Here is a 24,483-nt window from a genome sequence, read left to right as displayed (position 1 = left end):
TAATTTGATTCCTAGCTTTTCTTATTTTTACAAATCAATAAATTATTCATGTACAAACTATCACAGAATAAAAAAGATCAATATATAAATGAATTAATTGATTTTCTTAAAATCCCCTCTATTAGTGCAGATCCTAAGTATAAAAAATATGTGAATGATGCTGCAATATGGCTAGCCAATTCAATCTCTTTAGCAGGTTGTGAAAATATTGAAATCATTTCAACTAAAGGACACCCAATTGTTTACGGAGAAAAAATATTAAACCCGAATCTTCCAACTATTTTAGTTTACGGTCATTACGATGTTCAACCACCTGACCCAGTTGATCTTTGGAAAAATCCACCTTTTGAACCAATAATAAAAAAGACTGATATACATCCTGAAGGGGCAGTTTTTGCCAGAGGTTCTTGTGATGACAAAGGACAAATGTTTATGCATGTTAAGGCGCTTGAGTTAATGATAAGCAATAAAGACCTCCCATGTAATGTGAAATTTATGATCGAAGGAGAAGAGGAAGTAGGAAGTGATAATTTAGAGATTTTTATTCGTGAAAATTCTAATCGTTTAAAGTCTGATGTTATTTTAATTTCAGATACTGGGATTTTAAACAACTCTCAACCTTCAATTACTACAGGTCTTAGAGGTCTTAGCTATATGGAAGTTAAAGTTACAGGGCCAAATCGTGACTTGCATTCTGGCTTATATGGAGGGACCGTGGCCAATCCTATAAATACTCTTTGTGATATGATAAGTAGTCTTAAAGACAATGGAGGAAAAATTAATATACCCGGGTTTTATGATGATGTTGTTGATTTAAGCGAAGAAGAACGAAAAGAAATGGCAAAAATACCGTTCAACGAAAAGTCATTTAAAGATTCTCTTAATATCAATTCAACATCAGGTGAACAAGGTTTTACTACTCAAGAGAGAAAATCCATCCGCCCTACCCTAGATGTAAATGGAATATGGGGTGGATACACAGGTGAAGGGGCTAAAACTGTGATTCCTAGTGAAGCTTATGCTAAAATATCCATGAGACTGGTGCCTAACCAAAATTGGGAGAAAATAAGTTTACTTTTTGAAAATCATTTTAAAAAAATTGCTCCTTCTTCAGTAAAAGTGAGTGTCACTACTCATCATGGAGGACAGGCGTATGTCACTCCAACAAACAATATCGCCTATAGAGCAGCTCATTTAGCTTACGAAAAAAGTTTTGGAAAGGCTCCTTATTCCGTAAGAGATGGTGGAAGTATACCGATTGTACCAATGTTTGAGGAGATTCTTAAATGCAAAACAATTTTAATGGGTTTTGGTCTAAATAGCGATGCTATTCATTCTCCCAACGAACACTTTGGATTATTTAACTTCTTTAAGGGCATTGAAACAATTCCATACTTCTACAAAAATTTTTCGGAATTATTTAATAAAAAGTAGTTTATAGATCTATTATAAAAAGATCAGAAGCAATTCCATCCGATAAGAATTTAGATTTTTTCGAAACATGTAGATGATCTCCATCCCAGTATAAATCATTTGAAAGGATTCTCTTTTTAGAATTTTCCTCTAAATAATAAGCGAATTTATTCCCAACCTTACTCTTTATTTTCTCTAATGAAACTCCAGCTGATGTTCTTAAGCCTATCATTATCATTTCATTAAACTTATCTTTTAAACTTAAATATTCTTCCTTTAGCGGAAGCTTATTTTCATTAATTGATTTTATATAAATACTATTTTTGTTAATATTCCAACTTCTTTTGTCAATTCCGTTATAACTATGAGCCGAAGGTCCAATACCCATATATGGCATACCTTCCCAATATCCAGAATTATTTACTGAATATTTTCCAGATTTAGCGAAACTGGAAAACTCATAATTATCATAATTATTTTCATCTAAATAATCAAGCATATTTAAATACTGTTTTTCAACTATATTTTCATCAATTACTAATACTTCTCCAGAAGCAATCTGTTTTTGCAATAAAGTTTTAGGTTCTACCGTTAGTGCATAACACGAAATATGCGGGGGAGAATATGATAAAGTTGTTTTTAAATTGTACATCCATCTATCAACATTACTATTTGGTAATCCATATATTAAATCAATTGAAAAGTTTTCAAAAAGTGATTTCACATCTTCAATTGAACCGAATGCTTGATCAGAAGAATGGGCTCGCTTCATTAAATTTAAATCCTCTTCAATGAAAGATTGAATACCAACACTTATTCTGTTTACTCCTATGTCTTTTAGTCCGTTTAAGTATTCATTTGATGAATCATCTGGGTTTAATTCTACAGTTACTTCAACTAGGCTCGAAACATTAAATGTCTTTTTGATTCGAAGTATAAAATTTTCAATTGATTTTGTAGTTAATAAAGAAGGTGAGCCTCCTCCAAAATAAATACTATTTATAATTTCATTATCAAAAAATCTATTTCTTAATTCAATTTCTTTAAGCATTGCCTCAATCATAACATTCTGCTTTTTCAATGATGTCGAAAAATGAAAATTACAATAAGTACAAGCTTGTTTACAAAAAGGGTAATGAATATATATTCCAGCCATAATTAACCTTTAGTCACCTTGTTTTTTATTGTTAAAGGATTTTGACTAATATATGCAGACCATCCTGAATATTTTTTTTGAGAAGTAGGAGAATTTCTATTGTAAAAATGACAAACTGCTGCAGCTAAACCATCAGTTGAATCTAAATTTTTAGGCAACTCCTTTATTTTAAAAATATTTTGTAACATTTTAGCAACTTGTTCCTTAGATGCATTTCCACTTCCAGTAATTGACATTTTAATTTTTTTAGGAGAATATTCCCTGATTATTAATTCTCTAGATAAACCAGCAGCCATAGCAACGCCTTGTGCCCTCCCCAACTTCAACATGGATTGTACATTCTTTCCGAAAAAAGGAGCCTCAATTGCTAATTCATCAGGATGATATTTGTCAATTAAATGAATCGTTCTTTCAAAAATTAATTTCAATTTTGTATAATGATCTTTCTCTTTTTTTAATTGAAGCTCGTTTAATTCCAATAATTTCATTTTTTGACCTTCAACCTTAATAACTCCAAAGCCCATTATCGTTGTTCCAGGATCAACTCCAAGTATAATCGTTTCTTTATTTATCATTTGGTCAAACTAGCTTCAATTTCAACAGGAATAGTGAACTTAACATTAACATAAAATCCTGTATTAGTTTTAATAGCCGGGAGTGCATTGGGTAAACTATTTACAATTGTGATTATTTCATCTTTTAAGTTTACTATTTTTTTAAAAACATGATCTGGATCACTAAAATTTACTAAACTAAATAATCCATTTTCATCAATTTTAATTTCAACATCAATTATTGAACTTATTGGCTCCGAAGACTCAAAGCTAAGTGATTTAAGACTAGAATGAATAGCTTTTAACAACAACTCTTCAAAACACTCTTTTTGATTACTTGGATCCAATTCATTACACTCTTCAAAGGATGGTGGCTGATCGTTATTTGTCCAAGAGGAAGCAATTCTAATTTCTTCATCAGAAACCTTTTTAGTATCAAACAAACTACAGCCAAACATAAAAATAATTATATAGGCAATGCTAATTCTTTTGAAAATTTGCATTTTTTTAAAAAAATTTATGAATTCTAAATTACAACTTTTACTTGAACTCTATTTTTTATAGTTTAGTTTTATAAAAAATAATAATGGATCTTCTTTATTTAATTTTAAGTTTTATAATGATGTTTTTGGGACTTATTGGATGTTTCATTCCGTTAATACCTGGACCATTATCATCCTGGTTTGGGTTTTTATTTTTATACCAACATGAGGGTGTTACTTTAAATAAAACAATCCTGATTACAACTTTTATAGTATCTGTAATAGTTTTTGTGATTGATTATTTTATCCCAATAATAGGAGCAAAAGTGTTTGGCGGATCTAAAAATGGAATTCTTGGAACCATTATTGGATTAGCAATTGGAATTATCTTTTTAGGTCCTTTCGGATTGATAATTGGACCATTTTTAGGAGCGTTTATTGGTGAGTTATTTAGTAATGGTGGGGATATAATATCCGCAATTAAAGCTTCAATGCATACAATTATTAGTATGATAGGTGGATTTTTTTTAAAATTTTCAATAACATGTATGTTTATTTTAATATACTTTTTCGAAATATGGAACTATAAATATTTAATTATTTAATGTAATTAATTAAGCATGTTAGCATTAGCTGATTTTTATATCTTTACAAAATGAAACTATTTTTATTAACGTTCTTTTTTTTAGGTCTTTGTTTTGCTGGAATAGCAATAAAAATTTGGGCAAAAAAAAATGGTGAGTTTGCTGGAACCTGTGCTAGTCAAAGTCCTTTTCTGAATAAAAATGATGAACCATGCGGTATGTGTGGCAAACTTCCAAAAGATCAAGACTGTAAAAATATCGATCCTCAAGTTAATTAGAGTTCGTTTCGGAAAAATTATATGGAAAAAGAACTGATTTTTCAAGCAAAAAAAAATGATCAAAAGGCATTTCAAGTTTTGTTTGATTTAAATTGGGAATACATATATAACTTTCAACTCAAACGTTGCGGTAATACACAAATAGCCGAAGAAATATCAATCCAAACATTTACAAAAGCCTTTGATAAGCTAGAGTCGTTTGATCCAAAATTTAGTTTCAAAACATGGCTAATCACAATATCCAAAAACTTACATGTAGATCAGATTAGAAAAGAAAAATCTTTAAAGAATATTCAGTATGGCAATATGGATGATTCTAAAACTAATCTAATCGCTGACGATACTCCTAGCCCTGAACAGGGAATGATAAATAATCAAAATCTCAATAAAATTCTAAATACAATTAAAAGTTTGAGAAAGGAATATAGGAAAATTTTACAGCTTCGATTTTTCGAAGATTACAGCTATAAAGAAATAAGTAAAGAACTTAATCAACCACTTAATACTATTAAAGTTAAAATTCTAAGAGCAAAAAAACTTTTAGGAGAAAAATTAGATGAAAATGAATAATTTAAAAAAATTAGGTCCTGGCCTTCTTTTTGCCGGCGCAGCAATTGGAGTTTCTCATCTTGTATACTCCACTAGAGCCGGAGCTGATTATGGGTGGAGTTTACTTTGGGCATTTATCCTTATAAATATTTTCAAATATCCTTTTTTTGAATTTGGCCCAAGATATGCAGTTGCAACTGGTGAAACACTTCTAGATGGATACGCTAAGCTTGGTAAAGGATATTTATGGGGCTATGCAATATTAAATATTGCAAACATGTTTACTATTCAAGCAGCGGTGACAATAGTAACTGCAGGTCTCGCTTCACATTTTTTTGGTATCGCTTTGAACCCCATTATTTGGGCTTCGATAATAATAATAATTTGTTCTGTTTTATTAGTTATTGGTAAATACCAGTTATTGGATAATCTAATGAAGTTTATCATCATCATTCTTTCCATATGCACAATATTAGCTTTCACAATTGCATTCACCAAATCAAATACATTTCCTCCATTTAAACAAATTTTACCAGAAGGAACAGGTTTGTTGTTTTTAATTGCTTTTATGGGATGGATGCCAGCACCTATGGATATTTCGATTTGGCATTCAATTTGGTCAGTTGAAAAACAAAAAAATTCAACTAACATAAATCTCGAAGAAAGTTTATTTGATTTCAATGTAGGATATGGTACAACAATATTCTTAGGGATTTGCTTTATGGGTTTAGGAGCTTTAGTTATGTATAATTCAAATATTACATTTTCAAATCAAGGTTTACCATTTGCAAGTCAATTAATTGAGTTGTACACTAAAAACCTAGGTGTTTCTTCAGCTAGTATTATCTCGCTAGCAGCATTAACAACTATGTTTAGTACAACAATTACAACTCTAGACGCTTCACCAAGAGCGTTTTCAAAAACTTTGCAGATTTTATTTAATCAGAAAAGAGATTTCTATTTGCATTTTCTGTTTCTACTAGCATTTGGAACTATAGCAATCTTTGTTTTTTTTCAATCTGAAATGGGGGTTTTAGTACAAATAGCTACAGTTTTATCTTTTTTGACTACCCCTTTCTTTGCTTGGGCTAATTTAAGGTTAGTAACTAGTGATTATATGCCTAAAAAGTTTCAACCAAATAAACATTTTGTTTTATTTAGCTGGTTAGGTCTTCTTTTTCTGACAAGTTTCACGGTAGGATATTTACTTACTATATAGAGAAGTTTTGTATATTTGAAAAAAATTGAAATTGGATATCTTAGAGAAAAAAAATGCTGAAGTAAAAGAAATAAAATGGAATAAAATTTCTCTTCCCAATAAAAACACAAATAAAACTCCTTCTGAAAATCAAAATAGAATATCAAAGCCAAAATGGATAAGAGTTAAACTTCCAACAGGTAAAAAATATAATGATTTAAGAACTTTAGTTGACAAGTACAAACTTAATACTATTTGTACCTCAGGAAGTTGTCCGAATATGGGAGAATGCTGGGCAGAAGGAACTGCAACTTTCATGATTTTGGGTAATATCTGTACAAGATCCTGTGGTTTTTGTGGTGTCAAAACTGGTAGGCCATCCCAAGTAGATTGGGAGGAACCTGAAAAGGTAGCTCAATCCATTAAGAAGATGCAAATTAAGCACGCCGTAATAACCTCAGTGGACCGAGATGACCTCAAGGATATGGGTTCAATTATTTGGGCCGAAACAGTTAATGCAATTAGAAGATTAAATCCAGAAACCACCCTAGAAACCTTAATTCCCGATTTTCAAGGAAAACATAATATTATAAATAGAATAGTTAGTGTTTCTCCTGAGGTTGTTTCTCATAATGTTGAAACAGTCAGAAGATTAACCCGTCACGTTAGAATTCAGGCTAAATATGATAGAAGTCTTGAAGTCCTATCTTATTTAAAGAAAAAAGGAGTCAAAAGAACCAAATCAGGAATAATGCTTGGGTTGGGTGAAAATGAAAATGAAGTTTATGAAACACTAGATGATTTGATTAAAGCTAATGTAGATGTGGTAACCATGGGGCAATACTTGCAGCCAAGTAAAAAACATCTTCCTGTCACTTCATTTGTAACTCCGGAAATGTTCAAGAAATACGAGGACTATGCATTAAATCTTGGTTTTCGACATGTTGAGAGTGGTCCGTTAGTTAGATCTTCTTATAAAGCACACAAACATATAAACTAAGACTCTTTTTTGCCAACAGAAGTCATTATTCTTTCATTAAAATCTTTTTTATCGTTAAAAGAAAAGAACTCTAAACTAACACTTATATAAAAAAGTTTTTTTGACTTTAATATAGGAGAAAGTCTTCCAAAGTCTTTTTCGGTTGTAAGAATTAATGAATGATTTGCCTCTCTTTTTATTTTACTTACAGCATTTAAATCATAATTAAAATGATCTTTATATTTCATGTGTGTGAACAATATATTTTTTGAATTAAGAAATTCTACCAACGGTTTAGAATCAGCTATTCCTGTAACTAATACAATTTTCTCTTTTTTAAGAATATCGAAATTTAATTTGTTCAGATTATTCTGTATTGAATTAGAGTAACCTATTTTAGTGAAAAAAATTTCTTGACTAGTCAAAAGATCACATTTTTTAATAAAACTTAGTTTGTTAGCCTCTGAAAGATTTTTGGGACATTTAGTTACTAGTATAGTCTGGGCTCTTTTTTTTCCGACTGGATGCTCTCTTAACATCCCTAAGGGCATAATCCTGTCATTAAAAAAAGGGCTTGAATAAGTTGTAGTAAGTATGAGGTGAGTTGTTGATATCCACCTATGTTGCATAATATCGTCAAGTAGAAGTAAATTGATTTTAGGATCAAACTTTAATATTTCTTTTACAGCTCTAACCCTATCTTCTCCAACAGTTACTTTAATATTTGGATATTTTTTATAATATTGATAGGGTTCGTCACCAATTTCAATTGCTAAACTCGAAGAATTAGCTATTTTAAATCCAGATGATTTTCTACCATAGCCTCTGCTTAAAACTGCAATAGAATAATTTGACTGAAATAAAAAAATTAAATAATCTACGACTATCGATTTACCGGTACCTCCAATAGATAAATTTCCAACCCCAATTGATGAAATAGAAGTAGAATAACTTTTAAAAAATTTTACATTAAACAATTCATTTCGGATTAACGATATTAAGCCGTATAAAATTGCAAAAGGAGCTAGTAATAATCGAATCAATTTCATCTCCTGAAAGATAATACTATATTTGTAAAATAAGTATGTAAATGAAAATCCAAGATTTTATTGATACTATCGAAAAGTGGTCACCACCCTCCCAAGCTGAGGATTTTGATAACGTTGGGCTTTTAGTGGGAGACTCTAGTGTGGATTTAAAAGGAGTCATTATATCCCTTGACACAACAGAAGAAGTTTTAAATGAAGCAATAGCTAAAAACTGCAATCTAATTATAAGCTTCCATCCTATAATTTTTAAAGGATTAAAAAAGATAACAGCAAATAGTTATGTTGAAAAAATAGTCATTAAATCAATACTAAATAAAATTTCAATCTACTCCATTCATACTTCATTAGACAACCATGAAAAAGGAGTTAATTATAAAATTTCAGAAAAAATTGGTTTAGAAAAATCTCAAATACTTATACCCAAAAAAGAAAATAAACTCCTAGGAATGGGAAGAATAGGAGAATTAAAAACACCAATGGAAGAGAACAAGTTTTTAGAATTTATAAAAAATAGAATGAAATCAGGCTTCCTGAGGCATAGCAAATTACTTAATAAAAAAATAAGAAAAGTTGCCGTACTAGGTGGATCCGGATCATTTGCTATACAAGACGCAATAGAACAACATGCAGAGGTGTTTTTAACAGCAGATCTTAAATATCATAATTTTTTTGAAGCCAACGACGAGATAGTTTTAATTGATATTGGACACTATGAAAGCGAACAGTTTACAAAAAATTTAATACATGATTATCTTCGGAAAAAATTCCCTAATTTTGCGATCGTTTTAGCAAACACAAACACTAATCCAGTTAAATATTTTTAGTATGACCAAGAAAAATGAAATTTCAGTAGAAAAAAAACTTAGATCTCTATTTGATCTTCAACTAATAGATTCTCGAATAGATGAAATCAGAAGTGTTAGAGGGGAATTACCCTTAGAAGTTGAGGATTTAGAGAATGAAATAGCAGGTCTTACAACTAGGTTAGATAGTTTGAAGTTAGAACTTAAAGATTTCCAAGATGAAGTTGCACTTCAAAAAAATAATATCGAAGTCGCAAAAGAAGCAGATAAAAAATATGAGATAAATCTTAAAAATGTTAGAAATAATAGAGAATACAATTCTATCCAAAAAGAACAAGAGTTCCAGAAATTAGAAATTGAATTAGCTGAAAAAAAAATTAGAGAGTTTAATGCGAAATCCGAACAAAAAACAATAAGTGTTGAGGAATTTCAGGTTAAACTAGATGAAAGGTCCGCTCATTTAGTAGCAAAGAATGAAGAACTTAGCTCAATTATGAGTGAAACTGAAAAAGAAGAAAAAGTACTATTAAAAAAATCAAAAGAATTTTCTGAAAACATTGAAGAACACTTAATGCACTCTTACAATAAGATTAGATCAAGTGTGAGAAATGGATTGGCAATTGTTTCTGTTGAAAGAGGTTCAGCTGGAGGTTCTTATTTTAAAATACCTCCTCAAACTCAAATGGAAATTGCTTCTCGTGACAAAATAATTAGGGACGAACACAGTGGGAGGATTCTAGTTGACGAAAAACTTGCAGAAGAAGAAAAAGATAAAATGTCCTCTATCTTTAAAAAGTCAAGAAAATAAAATTTAATCAATTATTGATTGGAGGAGGTGGTGGGTCATAATATTTTCTTTTTCCTCCTTTTCTAATCTCTCTTAGTACCTCTCTCTTAAAACCCTCTTCAGCATTATACAATTCAATTAACTGACTGTTTGAAATAATTTCATTAAAGTCCTTAACATATTTTATTTTTAATTCTAAATATAGCTGATCTGTTTTAAGTTTATTATCTATCATACCGCCTAATTCAGTCTCACTCATTAAAGATTTATTCTTTTTATAATTTCTCATTATACTTTTAGCACTGTCACGCACTTCATCAACTTCAGAACTATATTTATTATACACCGGCCAAAAAATCTGAGCTTGTTCTGGGGAGAATTTTAATTTATCAGAAATAAAGGCAATTTTCCAGGCTTGAATATTTCTCCTCTTTTCTTTTATGTCGATATTATTCTTGTCTTGAGAGAAGATTAAAAGTGGTAAAAAAAATATCAGAAAATACTTGAATTTATTCATGTCAAAAGTTTATTTATTATTCAATTATTAAATTATAATCGGCATTATTATCAATTAGATATTCAATTTCATCAGAAAAAACATAATCGTCTTCAGGAACAAATTCAAATAAAAATTCTTCGTCAATGTTTAACAGTTCAGAATTCTCAAATTGTGTATAAATTTCATTACTTGACATAATAAAACTTTTTTTTTGTGAACTAATAAAGTAGTTAAATATTATAAGTAGTATGGAAACACAAACCAGTGCTGAAAATCCAGCATTTATATTAAAAAAGTTTTTTAATTCAATACCAGAGTTTAAATTTTCAGTCTTTAACTGTATGTCATTTTTTAAATCAAAAAAGTAATTCTCTGGAACATTAAAAGGAGATTTATTTTTAAACATCTCAGCATCAGTATTTTGTTTCATATATTATAGATTAATTATTTATCTAAAGGTTTAATTTATTTTTAAATAAAGTTCAATTTTATTTTTTGCATGGTGATAATTTGCTTTTAACGCACCCACTGATGTCCCTAAAACTTGAGAAATTTGCTCGAATTTCATATTATCAAAATATCTCATATTAAAAACTATTCTTTGCTTAGTTGGTAATTTCAAAATTGCTTCTTGAAGCATAATTTGAGCTTTGTCACCATCAAAATAAATGTCAGACGTAAGTTTTATAGATAAACTTGAGGAAACATTGTCTAATGATTCAAAATAATGTTTTTTATTTTTTTTTAAAAATGTTAAGGATTCGTTTGTTGCAATTCTATATATCCAGGTAAAAATTGATGACTCACCTTTAAAACCTTTTAAATTTTTAAATACTTTTATAAAAGTATTTTGAGTTACATCGTTAGTGTCATCGTGAGAAATAAGTATCTTTCTAATATGCCAATAAATTCTTTTCTGATAAAGATTAATTATGTAATTAAACACGTAATTAATCTTTTCAGGATTTTTAAACATTACCAATAGTTCTTCATCGGTGTATTTATTCATGTCAAATAAAAATATTGAATATTATTTAGATATCTAAATCTAAAAAAAGTTTAAATATTTAAATTCATTATTTTTTGGGGGTAAAGCTCAAACTAAGAATTATCTATTAAATTTTAGTTCTGTTTCGATAATTATGTCATCGTAAATCAATTTATCACCTAAATTTTCAAAGAAGCTACCGGAACGAAATTTTACATCATACTTTGATCTATCAAAAACAAGATTAGCCTTCCAGTGATTATCAATAAAATTCATAGTAAAATCTACAGGATGAGTAGTGCCTTTAATTGTTAAATTACCTTTGATATTATATTCTTCTGAGTTTTTAAATGATGAAGTAGTAAATTCTAAAATAGCTTCTGAAAATTTATCTACTGAGAAAAAATCATCTGATTTCAAATGACCTTCAAGTCTTCCTCGATAGTCTTCGGGTAAATCTTCATTTTTTAAAGTTATCATGTCAACTATAAACTTACCATATACTGGTTGGTTATCCTTAAGAGTAATTGTTCCTGATTTAAAATCAATTGAACCATAGTGCTCTTTTGTTGTTATTTCTTTTCCGGTCCACTTCAATTTACTTTCAGAGTTATTGAGAGTAAAACTCTGACCCTTAACAAATGAAGTTATTAGTATGACAACAAGCAATAAAGTTTTATTTTTCATGGTTTTAGTTATTTTATTTAGTGAATTATTTAAGAGAAAAAAAGCGGAATCTTAACTCATAATGAGATGGATTCCGCTTTGGTGGGCGCTGAGGGATTCGAACCCCCGACCCTTTGGGTGTAAACCAAATGCTCTGAACCAACTGAGCTAAGCGCCCGCTAATTCGCAAATATAGAAGAGATTTTTGGTTTGACAAAGATTTATTTTACATTATCTCTGCAACAACAAACGTGCTTCCTGATACTACAATTAAATCTTCCGGATTTGAACTTTGTTTGGCTGCAAATAAGGCATTTTTAACTGAAGTATGAGATGTGTAACTAATCCCCAAACCCTTGGCTACATTTGATAATTTCGATAACGACATAGCACGATCAATTGAAGGAGAGCATAAGTAATAATTAGCATCAAACGGTAACAGTTTTAAAATTGTTTTTACATCTTTTTCTTTTACAAAACCTAAAACTAAATGAAGTTTATTATAACTTTCCTCTTTCAATTGCTTTATCATAAATTTAAATCCGTCGGTGTTATGAGTTACATCTGCAAATATTTTTGGACTTACTGCAATCATATCCCATCTTCCAATAAATCTTGTAGATTTTTTAACTTCTAAAATAGCTGATTCAATTTCAATATTAGATATTTTAAAATCTGGAAGTAGCTTGACGGCATTGATGGCAGTATTTATATTTTTTTGTTGATATAGAGAAGATAAATCACTTTTAAATTTATTAATTGAATCTTCAATAAATATTATTTTAGATCCAAGACTTTCAGCCTTTTTGAAAAAAATTGGGGCGGTTTCATCGTTATGCTCTCCAATTAAAACGGGAATACCTTTTTTTATAATTCCCGCTTTTTCTTTAGCTATTTTAGAAATACTATTTCCTAAAAACTCTGTATGATCAATTCCTATATTGGTTATGACAGAGATCTCAGGTTTTATAATATTAGTTGCATCAAGTCTTCCACCCATACCTACTTCTATAATAGCTATATCTACTTTCTGGTTGCTGAAATAGTCAAAAGCAAGACCTACGGTCATTTCAAAAAAAGAAAGTGCTTTAGAAGTCATAAAATCATAATGAAAATTAACAAAATCTAAAATATATTTTTGGTTAATATACTCTCCATTGATTTTAATTCTTTCCCTAAAATCAACGAGATGTGGAGAGGAATAAATCCCAACTTTTAATCCTTTAGATTGTAATATTGATGCTATTATATGAGACACGCTACCTTTTCCATTAGTTCCAGCAACATGAATTGTTTTAATCTTTTCATGAGGATTTTTTAACCTTTTTATAAAAGACTCAATATTCAAAAGATTTAGCTTTAATGCAGTCCCACCCTGTTTTTGATAATTTGGAAGTTGGCTAAACAAAAACCTTAATACTTGTGAATATGAATCCATTAATTACTCAACCAGTTTAAATTCAATAACAACAAAACCAATTTGCTTTTCAGGCGCATTTTCATCAGGATACCATTTGTGCATTAATGCCGTATTTTTTGCAGGAATTATAAGGCAAGGATCATTATTTGTAGTTCCTTTTACTCCAGGTTCCGCAGAAGTTACTTCACCTAGTTTATTTACTACTATTCTAACTACAACAACTCCTGATTCATTACAATCCTGTGTTTCCTTTCCATTTACCTGAAGACTTCTTCCGCTTAAACCATAACCAACGCCTTGACCACCTCGCCCCTCCTGTCCATAGTAAATAGTTGAATATGGATCCCCTTCTGATTTTCCTTGGTCAGACAAACCCTTAGTTTCTCCTTGCCCTTGTGGATTTTCTGAATCACTTTTAGAATTTGTTAAGTTCGAAATAATTGACTTTGTTACATCACTAACTTTTGGTTTTACAATCTCTATATTATTTTGTGAAATTTTATTTTCAGTTTTTTTATCAATTGTAATTAATGAATCTGCATTTATCTTATCAACAACCTCAGAATTACTATTTTTTTGTGTTATAACTTTTGTAGGAAGAGTTTCTGATAAAGTTGGCTCATTTGGACTGATGACTTCTTCTGAAATATCAACCTCATCAGTCATGGAATCATTATCTTTTTCACTCTTCAAACTCAATCCTTTACCTAGGTCACTAGAACCAAAATTAATCTCCATTCCGTATTCAATTGGAGGATCAATGTATTTAAGACCAACAAAAGAAAATAAAAATAATATTAGTACTACCATGAGAATGGTAATTAAAAAAGATTTTTGTTCGTGTCGTGTCTTTAAAAAATTCATTCTACTTAATTGGCGTCAACAGCCAAAATAACTTTTATACTATTTTGATTGGCAATATTCATAACATGAACAACTTCATCTATAGGAACATTTTTTGCTGTTCTTAAGACAATAGATGGAGGTTTAATTCCATCCATTTGTTTTATGATATTTTCTTTTAAATTATTTTTATTCACAATTTGATCATCAACATAAAAAATACTTGAAGAAGAAATAGTAACCGCAACTGATTTTCTATTTTCGGTTTTTCCCTTTGCTTTTGGAAGCTCTACACTTATTGTATCTAGCTGTTTAGACAAGGTTGATGCAATCATGAAGAAGATTAAAAGTAAAAAAACTATATCAGTCATTGAAGACATATTGAACTCGGGGCTAATCTTATTTCTTCCTTTAAAATTCATTAGTTATGTTGGCTCATTTAATAAATCAAAGAAATCCAATGACGTGGTTTCCATTTGATATACAACTTTGTTTGTTTTTACAACAAGGTGATTATACGATATGTAACTTATAATCCCAACAATCAATCCGGCAACTGTTGTCGTCATTGCTGTATAAAGTCCATTTGAAAGAAGTTGCATGTCAATATTTCCTCCTGCTGTTGATATTTCAAAAATAGAAAGTATCATTCCAATCACAGTACCTAAAAAACCAATCATTGGGGCAACTCCTGCAATTGTCGCCAATATACTGACGTTTTTTTCAAGTTTATAAACCTCAATTCTTCCAGCATTTTCTAGTGCAGAATTAATATCTTCAAGTGGACGACCTATTCTAGATACACCTTTTTCCAATAATCTTGCGACTGGATTATCATAAGATTGACATAAAATTTTTGCTTTTTCAATTTCCCCACCTAAAACATGAGTTCTAATTTCAGGCATAAATTTTTTCTCAACTATTGTTGCAGCTCTAATAGCAAACAACCTTTCAAAGTAGATATAAATAACAATTGTCAGTAGTACAAAAAGAATACCTATTATTAGCATTCCACCTATTCCACCATTTTCAATTAGTTCAATTATTGAAATTGTTTTTTCAGTTTGTAAAGCAGGAGACTCTTGAAAAATAAGCATGTGTGTTTTGAATATTATTAATAACTAAAAAATGATTTAAAATTTTTTTAAGCTACAAAATTACGTAATAAAATAAAAGTGAATGATCCAGATAAAAAACCTAATAAAGCCAGCCATGAAATATTTTTTAAATACCAGAAAAAATCAATTTTTTCCATCCCCATTGCAACTACTCCAGCTGCAGAACCAATTATCAACATACTTCCTCCTGTTCCAGCTGAAAATGCAATAAAATGCCACAGCGGATTATCTATTGGCTCTGAAAACATCCCCATACTTGCAGCTACTAAAGGAACATTATCAATAACAGCTGAACCAAAACCAAATAAAATTACAACAATATCTGTATTTGGAATTAGAGTGTTTAGTGTTCCTGCAAATTCAAATAAAATACCTAAAGATTCAAGTGCAGCAACAGACAACAATATTCCTAAGAAAAAAAGGATACTTGGTAATTCAATTTTTGATAAGGAGCTATGAACTGGGCTGTGACTTGAATTTGCGTCACTTTCCTCATCAATTGAAGTAATATTGATTTTTGCATTACTAAATATTTCGGCAAATGTTGCAACTACAGCTAGAGAAAGCATCATACCGACATAGGGGGGTAGTTGTGTAATAGTTTTAAAAACAGGAACAAAGACAATTGCAGCAAGACCTATATAAAGCATAATAGCTCCTTTTGGATGGGAAATAACCTCTTTGTCATCATCATTAACTATATTTTTGCCCTTAAAAGCAGGGAGCATCGAAGCTATTATCACGGGGACTAAAATACAAACTAGAGAAGGAATTAATAAATACCCCACAAGTTTAAGTGTTGTAACCTTATTTCCAATCCATAGCATTGTTGTTGTAACATCTCCAATTGGAGACCAAGCTCCACCGGCATTGGCAGCAATAATTATTAATCCCGCAAACCAAAGTCTTGAATTACGATCATGAACAATTTTTTGAAGTATGGTTATTAAAACTATGGTTGCTGTTAGATTATCAATTATGGCAGATAAAACAAAAGCTAAAAATGCAAAAATCCATAAAAGCTTTTTTTTACTTTTTGTTTTGATAAAAGTTTTAATTGTGAAAAAACCATTGAAATAATCAATTATCTCAACAATAGTCATAGCTCCAAGAAGAAAAATAATTATCTCAGCTGTTTTACCAAGATGATGTAATAAAGCCTCATCAATATGCGTTGGTTCTAACTGCCTTAAATTTGTGTTAACATCAAAAACCGGCAGATGCCATAAAGATATAATTGCCCACAAAAAGGCCATCATTGCTAGAGCTGGGATTAACTTGTCAATTTTTAGATTATGCTCAAGTGTTATCAATAAGTAGCCAAGAATAAAAATAATTACTACAATACTTTCCATACCTGTTTTTAATTTAAACTACAACACAAAATATTTTAAACTTAGAGTCCACTAATGTATAAAATATAACAATGGTGTCTTTATTTAGCCTCAATTATCTTTCCCGAACAATGGTCTCTATAAGCACCTGTAACTGATGACAGACAATTATTTATTTTTAAAAATCTAAGTAAACCAATAAGTCCAAAAATCAAAGCTTCCTTGTAATTTATTAAATCCACTGATGGAATTACTATTTGAGCCTTAGTTTTAGATTTTAAAGTTTTAATTAGAAATTTATTAAGAGCTCCCCCCCCGGTTACTAAAACCTTATCATCAAATTTCAAACAATCACTTATTTTTAATACAACGTGCATTAAATAAGTATGAGTCACATCTTCTAAACTACTTATTTTTAGCTCTTCGTCAATTATTGGATAAATCTCGTTAACATTCCACTCTACACCCAAAGATTTAGGAAATGATAAATTATAAAAATCAATTTGATTGAGTTTATTATACATACTTTTTATTAAGACACCTGACCTTGCTAATTCTCCGTTTTTATCATATTGCATAAACTTCATTTGTGCCAAATAATTAAAGACTAGATTGACTGAGCAAACATCAAAAGCTATTCTCTTTCCTTTAAATTCTCTCGATATATTTGCAAAACCTCCAAGGTTTAAACACACATCGTAGTCTGAAAATAATATTTTATCTCCTATTGGAACAAGTGGAGCACCTTGACCGTTTAATTTAACGTCCTGTGTTCGAAAATCACATATTGTTTTAAGGTTAAATAGATAGTTTATGGATGAGAGGTTCCCCAATTGGTAGGTGACCTTATCTTCTGGAACATGCTTTGCAGTATGACCATGTGAACTAACTAAATCAATATTTGTAATCTTATTTTTTTTAATAAAATCATTAATTATTTCACCCAAATACCGAGTATAGTTCTTATCAATTTTATAAATATTTTCAATATCTAAATTATAAATATTTAATAAAGTTTTAATCCACTTTTCTGAATAAGGTATGGTTGTTGATTCTATTATATTATAGTCCCAAGATTTAGTATTAAAATCGATTAGTGCAAGATCAATACCATCTAGAGAAGTTCCTGACATCACTCCTATAATTCTAAATCTGTCTTTTTTCATAATCATTGAATTATCAAGTATTTAAAAAGTCGTACACTATAATGCTAAATTAATATTTATAAAGGATAAAATTATTATTATTATTATTAAGTAACAATGTTTGTTAGCTTTTCGAAGATTAAGGCCTACCAAACACTAATTTAGTAAAAACCAAGTAAATAAATATATGTTTCCCAAAAAACAAGGACTGTACAATCCTGAATTTGAACATGACAACTGTGGTGCCGGATTTATTTGTAGTCTTCAAGGAAAAAAAACAAATAATATAATCCACAAAGCTCTTAATATCCTATGTAAACTTGAACATCGTGGAGCAGTTAGTTCAGATGGAAAAACTGGAGATGGAGCTGGAATATTAATTGAAATTCCACATGATTTTTTTAATACTAAATGCAGTTTTGAATTGCCTAATGAAAAAGAATATGCCGTTGGTATGGTTTTTTTACCTCAAAAAGAAAACCAAAGAACCTATTGTATTGGTGTACTAGAATCAGAAATAAAAAAACAAAAATTAAAAATTTTAGGATGGAGGAAGGTTCCTGTTAATAGAAATATTATTGGGAAAATAGCAGCTCAGACTGAACCTTATATAATGCAGGTATTTATTGGAAAAAATAGATTAGAAATATCTGAACATGAGTTTAATATAAAACTATTTATTGCTAGAAAAATATCTGAACATACAATTTTGAACTCAAAACTTTCACAGGCTAAATATTTTTATGTTTCAAGTTTATCATTACATACAATAATTTATAAAGGATTATTGATTCCTGAGGATATAAAAGCTTATTTCACAGATTTATCTGAATCAAGCTTTATAACTAGACTAGCTTTGGTTCACCAGCGATTCTCAACAAACACATTCCCTACTTGGGATTTAGCTCAGCCATTTAGATATATGTGTCATAATGGAGAAATAAATACATTTAAAGGAAATTATAGTCGAATGCAAACAAGAGAAGAGCTTCTAGATAGTCCTCTTTTTGGTTCTGAGATAAAGAAAATTATACCAATTATTCTACCTGGAAAATCTGATTCTGCATCAATGGATATGGTAGTTGAACTCCTGTTAGCAACAGGTAGATCATTACCTGAAGTGATGATGATTCTAGTTCCTGAAGCTTGGGAAAAACATCTATCAATGGATAAAGAAAAAAAGGCTTTTTACAAATACAATTCTTGTATAATGGAGCCATGGGATGGTCCAGCTTCTATTCCATTTACTGACGGAAAGTTTATTGGAGCTGTTTTAGACAGAAACGGATTAAGACCCTCTCGATACTCTGTTACAAAAGATGGCTATGTAGTTATGTCATCTGAAACTGGAGTTCTTGATATTCCTCCAAAAAATGTTGAACACCATGGAAGACTAGAGCCTGGAAAAATGTTTTTAGTAGATATGGATTCAGGACGCATAATTAAAGATGAAGAAATTAAAAAAGAAATATCAAAAAAGCATCCATACCAAAAATGGCTTAATGAAAACCTACTAACCTTAAAAAATATTCCATACACTGGTAATAAAACTCCAAAAGAAAATGAGTGTTTTGAAACCAGAATGAGAATGTTTGGTTATACACTTGAAGACATTAAGACTATAATAATACCTATGAGTAAGTTGGCAAAAGAAGCTATTGGGTCCATGGGGACTGACACTCCACTTGCTGTTCTGTCTGAAAAACCACAATTACTTTTCAACTACTTTAAACAATTATTTGCTCAAGTAACTAACCCACCATTAGACGGAATAAGAGAAGAAATAGTCACAGATACCAGTTTAACAATAGGTAATGAATTCAACTTATTTAATATTACATCTAATCATTCAAAAAAACTTAGGATTCAAAATCCCATTATTTCAAATGAAGATTTGGATAAAATAAAGTTTATTAAAAATGTTCATTTTAAAAGTTTTACAGTGTCAATATTATATGATATTATTTCAGGATTAAATGGTCTAGAAGATGCTTTAGGTTTAATTGTAAAAAATATAGAAAATGAATTGAATAAGGGTGTAAATATTATTATTCTCTCTGATAGAGGAGTCTCAAAAAAATTAGCTCCAATACCTGTTTTGCTAGCCACAGCTCACGTTCATAACGCTTTTAAAAGATTAAAAAAACGTTCTAAATTTGGGATAATTATCGAATCTGCTGAACCAAGAGAACCCCATCATTTTGCTTTATTATTTGGGTATGGTGCTAGTGCAATTAATCCTTTTATGGTAAATGAAATTATCATTAACCAAACTTCTAAAGGGGCTATTAGTATTAAACCTGAAAAAGCTATAATTAATTTTAATAAAGCTATTGCGACTGGAATTGTAAAAATTATGAACAAAATAGGAATATCTACTCTTCATTCATATAGGGGAGCTCAGATTTTTGAAGCATTAGGTTTATCTGAAAAGTTTATAGATCGATTTTTTTGTAATACTGCTACCAGAATTCAAGGAATAGGGCTCTATGAAATTGAAAAAGAAATAAGATCAAAACATTATAAAGCATACAATCATCAATTAAAAACTGGACTCCCTTTGGAAATCGGGGGGGATTATAGATGGAGAAGAGATGGGGAGGCACATTCCGTAAACCCTTTAACTATTTCAAGTCTTCAAAAAGCAGTACGACAAGAAGATCCGAAAAGTTATAAATCTTTCTCAAAAATGATTAATAATCAAAACGAAAGATTAATGACCATAAGGGGTCTATTTGAGTTTTCAAGTTTTGACCCAATACCTATCGACCAAGTTGAATCTTGGACCGAAATAGTGAAACGTTTCAAAACTGGAGCAATGTCACTTGGATCAATAAGTCAAGAAGCACACGAAAACTTGGCAATTGCAATGAATAAAATTGGAGGGAAGAGTAATTCTGGTGAAGGCGGTGAGGACTCTAAACGATTTAAACCTGATAGAAATGGAAACCTTAAAAACTCTGCCATAAAACAAGTTGCTTCTGGCAGGTTTGGTGTATCCAGTCATTTCTTAAGTTCAGCCCAAGAAATCCAAATAAAAATGGCTCAAGGAGCAAAGCCTGGAGAAGGTGGCCAGCTTCCAGGACAAAAGGTCAACCCTTACATTGCATCTGTAAGAAATTCAACTCCATACGTTGGATTAATTTCTCCACCTCCACATCATGACATATATTCTATAGAAGATCTTTCTCAGTTAATATATGATTTGAAAAACGCCAACCGTTTTGCTAGGATAAATGTAAAGTTAGTTTCAGAAGTCGGAGTTGGAACTATTGCAGCTGGTGTTGCAAAAGCTAAGGCAGATGTAATACTTATTTCTGGTTTTGACGGAGGGACAGGTGCCTCGCCTCTTACATCATTAAAACATGCTGGCCTTCCTTGGGAGCTTGGGATAGCTGAGGCACAACAGACTTTAGTAATGAACGATTTAAGAAGTAGGATTGTACTTGAATGTGATGGTCAAATGAAAACCGGAAGAGATGTAGCTATCGCATGTTTACTAGGCGCAGAAGAATTTGGGTTTTCAACAGCACCATTAATAGCTTCAGGATGTATAATGATGCGAGCATGTCATTTAAATACCTGTCCAGTCGGTATTGCAACTCAAGATCCTGAATTAAGAAAAAACTTTAAAGGTAAACCAGAGCACGTGATAAACTACATGCACTTTGTTGCGGAAGAATTAAGAGAAATTATGTCAGAATTAGGTTTTAGAACGATTAATGAAATGGTTGGCCAATCACAAAAACTAAACATGAATAAGGCTATTAATCATTATAAAGTCAAAGGAATTGATCTCTCAAGTATCCTATACAAACCGAGTGTTCCTTCTGGATACAGAGAACGAAATACTATTCCACAAGATCATAATCTAGAAAATGTTTTAGATTTTAAGATTCTAAGTCAGGCTAAAGATGCCATAACCAAAAAAATAAATCAGAATTTAAAATTCCCAATCACGAACACAAATCGAACAGTAGGAACTATACTAAGCAATGAAATTTCAAAACTTTATGGAGCAAAAGGGCTTCCAAAAGATACTTTGAAAATTAATTTTAATGGAACGGCTGGACAAAGTTTTGGAGCATTTTCGGTATCAGGTCTTTTCATGAAAATAGTTGGAACAGCAAATGACTATTTTGGAAAGGGGCTTTCTGGAGCCACCTTAGTTGCTAAAGTTCCAAAGGAAGCAACATTTATTCCTCATGAAAATGTAATTGTAGGGAATGTTTCTTTATATGGAGCAACAAATGGGGAAGCATACATAAATGGAATAGCTGGAGAACGTTTTTGTGTCCGAAATTCAGGAGCGAAAGCAGTTGTAGAAGGAATTGGGGATCATGGGTGTGAATATATGACAGGGGGTATTGCTGTAATTTTAGGGGATTTTGGGAGAAATTTTGCAGCAGGTATGAGTGGAGGAATAGCATATCTATATAATAAAGATAATTTTTTTGATGAAAAAAAATTCAATTTAGAAATGATCGAATTAGAAAACATGACTAAAGATGATAATAAAGAAGTACTCAATTTATTAAAAAATCATTTTGAATATACAAAGAGTCCTAAAGCTGAAGAAATATTAAGAAACTGGTCAAAATCAAAATTTAACTTTATTAAAGTAATGCCCACCGACTATAAGCGTGCATTGGAAATTATGTCAAATGAATTGACCGAAAAAACTATATAAGTTATGGGTAAAATAAGAGGATTTGTCGAGTTTGATAGACTAAAAGAAAACGTTACGGCTCCAAAAAAAAGAATTAAAAATTATAAAGAATTCACGTTAGCTCCTGATGAAAAGAAACTACAGGAAGAAGGGGCTCGTTGCATGGACTGTGGAGTTCCCTTTTGCCATAGTGGATGTCCTTTAGGAAATATGATTCCTGACTTTAATGATGCTGTTTATCAAAATGAATGGAGACGAGCTTTAGACATACTCCACAGTACCAATAATTTCCCGGAATTTACCGGAAGACTTTGTCCAGCTCCCTGCGAAGAATCTTGTGTGTTAGGAATTGTTAATCCCCCTGTCTCAATTGAATTAATAGAAAAATATATTGTTGAAAGAGGCTTCATGGAGGGATGGATAATCGCAAATCCTCCAAAGAAAAGAACAAATAAAAAAATAGCAATAATTGGATCAGGACCAGCTGGTTTAGCTGCATCACAACAATTAAATAGGGCTGGACACAACATAACAGTTTACGAGCGTGAAAATAAAATTGGAGGACTCCTTCGTTATGGAATTCCTGATTTTAAAATGGAGAAAAAAATAATTGATAGAAGAATAAAGGTATTAATTGATGAAGGAATAAAATTCAAATGTAATGTAGAAATTGGAAAAGATTTAACTACAAATGAGTTAGAAAACAACTTTGATGTTATTTTAATTTCAACCGGAGCTTCAATTAAAAGAGATTTACCAATTCCAGGATCAAATCTAAATGGAATAATACAAGCAATGGACTTTTTACCTCATAATAATAAGGCTGTTGATGGACAATTAAAGCGTGAAAAAAAATACCTAGCAAAAAATAAAAATGTTATAGTTATTGGGGGTGGGGATACTGGGTCTGACTGCATCGGCACGTCTAATCGACAGGGTGCTAAAAGTGTCACAAACTTTGAACTAATGGCAAAACCTTCAGAATACAGAACAGAAGAAAATCCATGGCCATATTGGCCATTTAAATTAAAAACAAGTTCATCACATAAAGAAGGAAGTCACAGAGAATGGAGTATTTTAACCAAAGAATTTATAGGAGACAAAAATGGAAATTTAATATCATTAAAAACAGTTGAGGTTAGATGGGAAAAAGAACCTGATCAAAAACCAAAATTAAAAGAAAAAAAAGGATCAGAAAAAATTTGGCCATGCGAATTAGCCCTATTAGCATTAGGGTTTAATGGTCCTGAAAAAACACTTCCTCAACAATTTAATCTAAATTTTGATGACAAAGGGAATATTAAAGGGGGTGGAGACTATCAAACAAATAAAAAGAATATTTATGTAGCAGGAGATAGTCGTAGAGGACAATCTCTAATTGTATGGGCTATTTCAGAAGGAAGAGAAGCTGCATATAACATTGATAAATATCTATCTGGATCATCGGATTTACCTAAAAAAAATATGGAGGGAGATTTAGTGACTAATTAAAAAAAACCCTCCACTAAAAGTGAAGGGTTTTAAAGAAGGCGGCGACATACTCTCCCACCAAATGGCAGTACCATCTGCGCTAATGGACTTAACTTCTCTGTTCGGAAAGGGAAGAGGTGAGCCCCATTGCTATAACCACCTTAATTTTCAGAAGTCATTGACTCCTATAATAAGTTAACATATTGAAATAAAAAATAACAAGTATTACAAGCAATTAAATTAAATTTTAAAGAAAAAGCTTGACGATAGGCTTACGGGTAATTAGTATCACTCGGCTATGACATTACTGCCTTTACACCTGTGACCTATCAACGTAGTCGTCTCCTACGACCCTTAAAAGAAATCTCATCTTGTGGTTGGTTTCGCACTTATATGCTTTCAGTGCTTATCCTTTCCCGACGTAGCTACCCGGCAATGCTCCTGGCGGAACAACCGGTACACTAGAGGTCAGTCCATCTCGGTCCTCTCGTACTGAAGA

At 30.8% G+C, this 24,483-nt stretch carries 24 protein-coding genes, 1 tRNA gene and 2 rRNA genes; 10 read left to right on the top strand and 17 right to left on the bottom strand.

Annotation, left to right across the window (positions count from 1 at the left end; all coding sequences use genetic code 11):
• The first annotated feature begins 48 nt into the window (after positions 1–48).
• Entirely contained in the window at positions 49–1,434 is a 1,386-nt protein-coding gene (locus tag AC3ATN_RS04630; RefSeq protein ID WP_487532062.1) for a dipeptidase, read from the top strand.
• Between the two features lies 1 nt (position 1,435).
• On the opposite strand, the gene hemW is transcribed toward AC3ATN_RS04630, so the two are convergent.
• From hemW to AC3ATN_RS04615, 3 genes are read right to left on the bottom strand one after another with little or no spacing between them, the layout of a single operon-like run.
• Positions 1,436–2,569 (bottom strand): radical SAM family heme chaperone HemW, encoded by a 1,134-nt coding sequence (gene hemW, locus AC3ATN_RS04625; protein ID WP_487532061.1) that lies wholly within the window; start codon positions 2,567–2,569, stop codon positions 1,436–1,438.
• Between the two features lie 2 nt (positions 2,570–2,571).
• Positions 2,572–3,144 (bottom strand): crossover junction endodeoxyribonuclease RuvC, encoded by a 573-nt coding sequence (gene ruvC / locus AC3ATN_RS04620; RefSeq protein ID WP_487532060.1) that lies wholly within the window; start codon positions 3,142–3,144, stop codon positions 2,572–2,574.
• Positions 3,141–3,626 (bottom strand): hypothetical protein, encoded by a 486-nt coding sequence (locus AC3ATN_RS04615; RefSeq protein ID WP_487532059.1) that lies wholly within the window; start codon positions 3,624–3,626, stop codon positions 3,141–3,143. The genes ruvC and AC3ATN_RS04615 overlap by 4 nt, the downstream gene beginning before the upstream one ends.
• 83 nt (positions 3,627–3,709) lie before the next feature.
• On the opposite strand from AC3ATN_RS04615, the gene AC3ATN_RS04610 reads away from it, so the two are divergent.
• The 5 genes from AC3ATN_RS04610 to lipA all read left to right on the top strand — a co-directional run bounded on the left by AC3ATN_RS04610 (position 3,710) and on the right by lipA (position 7,214).
• Positions 3,710–4,210, top strand: a complete 501-nt coding sequence (locus AC3ATN_RS04610; protein WP_487532058.1) for a DUF456 domain-containing protein — start codon at positions 3,710–3,712, stop codon at positions 4,208–4,210.
• A 50-nt stretch (positions 4,211–4,260) separates the two neighbouring features.
• A complete protein-coding gene (locus AC3ATN_RS04605; RefSeq protein WP_487532057.1) occupies positions 4,261–4,467 on the top strand; it encodes a membrane or secreted protein in 207 nt (68 codons plus the stop codon).
• Positions 4,468–4,488: 21 nt separating this feature from the next.
• Positions 4,489–5,037 (top strand): RNA polymerase sigma factor, encoded by a 549-nt coding sequence (locus AC3ATN_RS04600; protein ID WP_487532056.1) that lies wholly within the window; start codon positions 4,489–4,491, stop codon positions 5,035–5,037.
• Positions 5,030–6,235 carry an Nramp family divalent metal transporter gene (locus AC3ATN_RS04595; protein ID WP_487532055.1) on the top strand — a complete coding sequence of 402 codons (1,206 nt, stop codon included), beginning with the start codon at positions 5,030–5,032 and terminating at the stop codon, positions 6,233–6,235. Before AC3ATN_RS04600 ends, AC3ATN_RS04595 begins: the two co-directional genes overlap by 8 nt.
• Positions 6,236–6,320: 85 nt before the next feature.
• On the top strand, positions 6,321–7,214 hold the full coding sequence (gene lipA, locus AC3ATN_RS04590) for a lipoyl synthase (RefSeq protein ID WP_487532112.1): 894 nt from the start codon (positions 6,321–6,323) through the stop codon (positions 7,212–7,214).
• Here the strand turns inward: lipA and lpxK are convergent.
• Positions 7,211–8,236: a tetraacyldisaccharide 4'-kinase gene (lpxK, locus tag AC3ATN_RS04585; RefSeq protein ID WP_487532054.1), complete on the bottom strand. Its 1,026-nt coding sequence runs from the start codon at positions 8,234–8,236 to the stop codon at positions 7,211–7,213. The two genes, lipA and lpxK, sit on opposite strands and share 4 nt — an antisense overlap.
• A gap of 47 nt (positions 8,237–8,283) precedes the next feature.
• Between lpxK and AC3ATN_RS04580 the strand changes: the two genes are divergently transcribed.
• Together AC3ATN_RS04580 and AC3ATN_RS04575 are read left to right on the top strand one after the other, a co-directional pair.
• A complete protein-coding gene (locus tag AC3ATN_RS04580) occupies positions 8,284–9,066 on the top strand; it encodes a Nif3-like dinuclear metal center hexameric protein (RefSeq protein ID WP_487532053.1) in 783 nt (260 codons plus the stop codon).
• Position 9,067: 1 nt separating this feature from the next.
• The gene (locus AC3ATN_RS04575) at positions 9,068–9,853 is read left to right on the top strand and encodes a zinc ribbon domain-containing protein (protein WP_487532052.1); all 786 of its coding nucleotides are present in this window, start codon (positions 9,068–9,070) and stop codon (positions 9,851–9,853) included.
• A gap of 7 nt (positions 9,854–9,860) precedes the next feature.
• On the opposite strand, the gene AC3ATN_RS04570 is transcribed toward AC3ATN_RS04575, so the two are convergent.
• The 11 genes from AC3ATN_RS04570 to AC3ATN_RS04520 all read right to left on the bottom strand — a co-directional run bounded on the left by AC3ATN_RS04570 (position 9,861) and on the right by AC3ATN_RS04520 (position 17,866).
• Positions 9,861–10,349 (bottom strand): hypothetical protein, encoded by a 489-nt coding sequence (locus AC3ATN_RS04570; protein ID WP_487532051.1) that lies wholly within the window; start codon positions 10,347–10,349, stop codon positions 9,861–9,863.
• 16 nt (positions 10,350–10,365) lie between these two features.
• Positions 10,366–10,761, bottom strand: a complete 396-nt coding sequence (locus AC3ATN_RS04565; RefSeq protein ID WP_487532050.1) for a hypothetical protein — start codon at positions 10,759–10,761, stop codon at positions 10,366–10,368.
• 30 nt (positions 10,762–10,791) lie between these two features.
• Entirely contained in the window at positions 10,792–11,340 is a 549-nt protein-coding gene (locus tag AC3ATN_RS04560) for an RNA polymerase sigma factor (protein WP_487532049.1), read from the bottom strand.
• A 99-nt stretch (positions 11,341–11,439) separates the two neighbouring features.
• On the bottom strand, positions 11,440–12,006 hold the full coding sequence (locus tag AC3ATN_RS04555) for a YceI family protein (protein WP_487532048.1): 567 nt from the start codon (positions 12,004–12,006) through the stop codon (positions 11,440–11,442).
• Positions 12,007–12,085: 79 nt separating this feature from the next.
• Positions 12,086–12,163: transfer RNA gene (locus tag AC3ATN_RS04550), tRNA-Val, on the bottom strand.
• A gap of 48 nt (positions 12,164–12,211) precedes the next feature.
• The gene (locus tag AC3ATN_RS04545) at positions 12,212–13,423 is read right to left on the bottom strand and encodes a bifunctional folylpolyglutamate synthase/dihydrofolate synthase (RefSeq protein ID WP_487532047.1); all 1,212 of its coding nucleotides are present in this window, start codon (positions 13,421–13,423) and stop codon (positions 12,212–12,214) included.
• Positions 13,424–13,426: 3 nt separating this feature from the next.
• Positions 13,427–14,269: an energy transducer TonB gene (locus tag AC3ATN_RS04540; RefSeq protein WP_487532046.1), complete on the bottom strand. Its 843-nt coding sequence runs from the start codon at positions 14,267–14,269 to the stop codon at positions 13,427–13,429.
• Between the two features lie 5 nt (positions 14,270–14,274).
• Positions 14,275–14,670, bottom strand: a complete 396-nt coding sequence (locus AC3ATN_RS04535; RefSeq protein WP_487532045.1) for an ExbD/TolR family protein — start codon at positions 14,668–14,670, stop codon at positions 14,275–14,277.
• A gap of 3 nt (positions 14,671–14,673) precedes the next feature.
• Positions 14,674–15,345: a MotA/TolQ/ExbB proton channel family protein gene (locus tag AC3ATN_RS04530; RefSeq protein ID WP_487532044.1), complete on the bottom strand. Its 672-nt coding sequence runs from the start codon at positions 15,343–15,345 to the stop codon at positions 14,674–14,676.
• 47 nt (positions 15,346–15,392) lie between these two features.
• Positions 15,393–16,721: a sodium:proton antiporter NhaD gene (nhaD, locus tag AC3ATN_RS04525; RefSeq protein WP_487532043.1), complete on the bottom strand. Its 1,329-nt coding sequence runs from the start codon at positions 16,719–16,721 to the stop codon at positions 15,393–15,395.
• An 80-nt stretch (positions 16,722–16,801) separates the two neighbouring features.
• The gene (locus tag AC3ATN_RS04520; protein WP_487532042.1) at positions 16,802–17,866 is read right to left on the bottom strand and encodes an anhydro-N-acetylmuramic acid kinase; all 1,065 of its coding nucleotides are present in this window, start codon (positions 17,864–17,866) and stop codon (positions 16,802–16,804) included.
• A gap of 166 nt (positions 17,867–18,032) precedes the next feature.
• On the opposite strand from AC3ATN_RS04520, the gene gltB reads away from it, so the two are divergent.
• Together gltB and AC3ATN_RS04510 are read left to right on the top strand one after the other, a co-directional pair.
• Positions 18,033–22,535 carry a glutamate synthase large subunit gene (gltB, locus tag AC3ATN_RS04515; RefSeq protein ID WP_487532041.1) on the top strand — a complete coding sequence of 1,501 codons (4,503 nt, stop codon included), beginning with the start codon at positions 18,033–18,035 and terminating at the stop codon, positions 22,533–22,535.
• Between the two features lie 3 nt (positions 22,536–22,538).
• Positions 22,539–24,005 carry a glutamate synthase subunit beta gene (locus AC3ATN_RS04510; protein ID WP_487532040.1) on the top strand — a complete coding sequence of 489 codons (1,467 nt, stop codon included), beginning with the start codon at positions 22,539–22,541 and terminating at the stop codon, positions 24,003–24,005.
• Positions 24,006–24,038: 33 nt separating this feature from the next.
• Here the strand turns inward: AC3ATN_RS04510 and rrf are convergent.
• A 5S ribosomal RNA gene (rrf, locus tag AC3ATN_RS04505) occupies positions 24,039–24,148 on the bottom strand.
• A gap of 98 nt (positions 24,149–24,246) precedes the next feature.
• Positions 24,247–24,483: ribosomal RNA gene (locus tag AC3ATN_RS04500) — 23S ribosomal RNA — on the bottom strand; the annotation flags it as partial.

Source organism: Candidatus Marivariicella sp., from assembly GCF_983056325.1.
This window is presented reverse-complemented; position numbering and strand designations above follow the sequence as displayed.

Excerpts from the sequence above, each read along its gene's own strand:
- AC3ATN_RS04630 (WP_487532062.1), top strand. The coding sequence starts at position 49 with ATGTACAAACTATCACAGAATAAAAAAGATCAATATATAAATGAATTA.
- hemW (WP_487532061.1), bottom strand. The coding sequence starts at position 2,569 with ATGGCTGGAATATATATTCATTACCCTTTTTGTAAACAAGCTTGTACT.
- ruvC (WP_487532060.1), bottom strand. The coding sequence starts at position 3,144 with ATGATAAATAAAGAAACGATTATACTTGGAGTTGATCCTGGAACAACG.
- AC3ATN_RS04615 (WP_487532059.1), bottom strand. The coding sequence starts at position 3,626 with ATGCAAATTTTCAAAAGAATTAGCATTGCCTATATAATTATTTTTATG.
- AC3ATN_RS04610 (WP_487532058.1), top strand. The coding sequence starts at position 3,710 with ATGGATCTTCTTTATTTAATTTTAAGTTTTATAATGATGTTTTTGGGA.
- AC3ATN_RS04605 (WP_487532057.1), top strand. The coding sequence starts at position 4,261 with ATGAAACTATTTTTATTAACGTTCTTTTTTTTAGGTCTTTGTTTTGCT.
- AC3ATN_RS04600 (WP_487532056.1), top strand. The coding sequence starts at position 4,489 with ATGGAAAAAGAACTGATTTTTCAAGCAAAAAAAAATGATCAAAAGGCA.
- AC3ATN_RS04595 (WP_487532055.1), top strand. The coding sequence starts at position 5,030 with ATGAATAATTTAAAAAAATTAGGTCCTGGCCTTCTTTTTGCCGGCGCA.
- AC3ATN_RS04580 (WP_487532053.1), top strand. The coding sequence starts at position 8,284 with ATGAAAATCCAAGATTTTATTGATACTATCGAAAAGTGGTCACCACCC.
- AC3ATN_RS04575 (WP_487532052.1), top strand. The coding sequence starts at position 9,068 with ATGACCAAGAAAAATGAAATTTCAGTAGAAAAAAAACTTAGATCTCTA.
- AC3ATN_RS04570 (WP_487532051.1), bottom strand. The coding sequence starts at position 10,349 with ATGAATAAATTCAAGTATTTTCTGATATTTTTTTTACCACTTTTAATC.
- AC3ATN_RS04565 (WP_487532050.1), bottom strand. The coding sequence starts at position 10,761 with ATGAAACAAAATACTGATGCTGAGATGTTTAAAAATAAATCTCCTTTT.
- AC3ATN_RS04560 (WP_487532049.1), bottom strand. The coding sequence starts at position 11,340 with ATGAATAAATACACCGATGAAGAACTATTGGTAATGTTTAAAAATCCT.
- AC3ATN_RS04555 (WP_487532048.1), bottom strand. The coding sequence starts at position 12,006 with ATGAAAAATAAAACTTTATTGCTTGTTGTCATACTAATAACTTCATTT.
- AC3ATN_RS04545 (WP_487532047.1), bottom strand. The coding sequence starts at position 13,423 with ATGGATTCATATTCACAAGTATTAAGGTTTTTGTTTAGCCAACTTCCA.
- AC3ATN_RS04540 (WP_487532046.1), bottom strand. The coding sequence starts at position 14,269 with ATGAATTTTTTAAAGACACGACACGAACAAAAATCTTTTTTAATTACC.
- AC3ATN_RS04535 (WP_487532045.1), bottom strand. The coding sequence starts at position 14,670 with ATGAATTTTAAAGGAAGAAATAAGATTAGCCCCGAGTTCAATATGTCT.
- AC3ATN_RS04530 (WP_487532044.1), bottom strand. The coding sequence starts at position 15,345 with ATGCTTATTTTTCAAGAGTCTCCTGCTTTACAAACTGAAAAAACAATT.
- nhaD (WP_487532043.1), bottom strand. The coding sequence starts at position 16,721 with ATGGAAAGTATTGTAGTAATTATTTTTATTCTTGGCTACTTATTGATA.
- AC3ATN_RS04520 (WP_487532042.1), bottom strand. The coding sequence starts at position 17,866 with ATGAAAAAAGACAGATTTAGAATTATAGGAGTGATGTCAGGAACTTCT.
- gltB (WP_487532041.1), top strand. The coding sequence starts at position 18,033 with ATGTTTCCCAAAAAACAAGGACTGTACAATCCTGAATTTGAACATGAC.
- AC3ATN_RS04510 (WP_487532040.1), top strand. The coding sequence starts at position 22,539 with ATGGGTAAAATAAGAGGATTTGTCGAGTTTGATAGACTAAAAGAAAAC.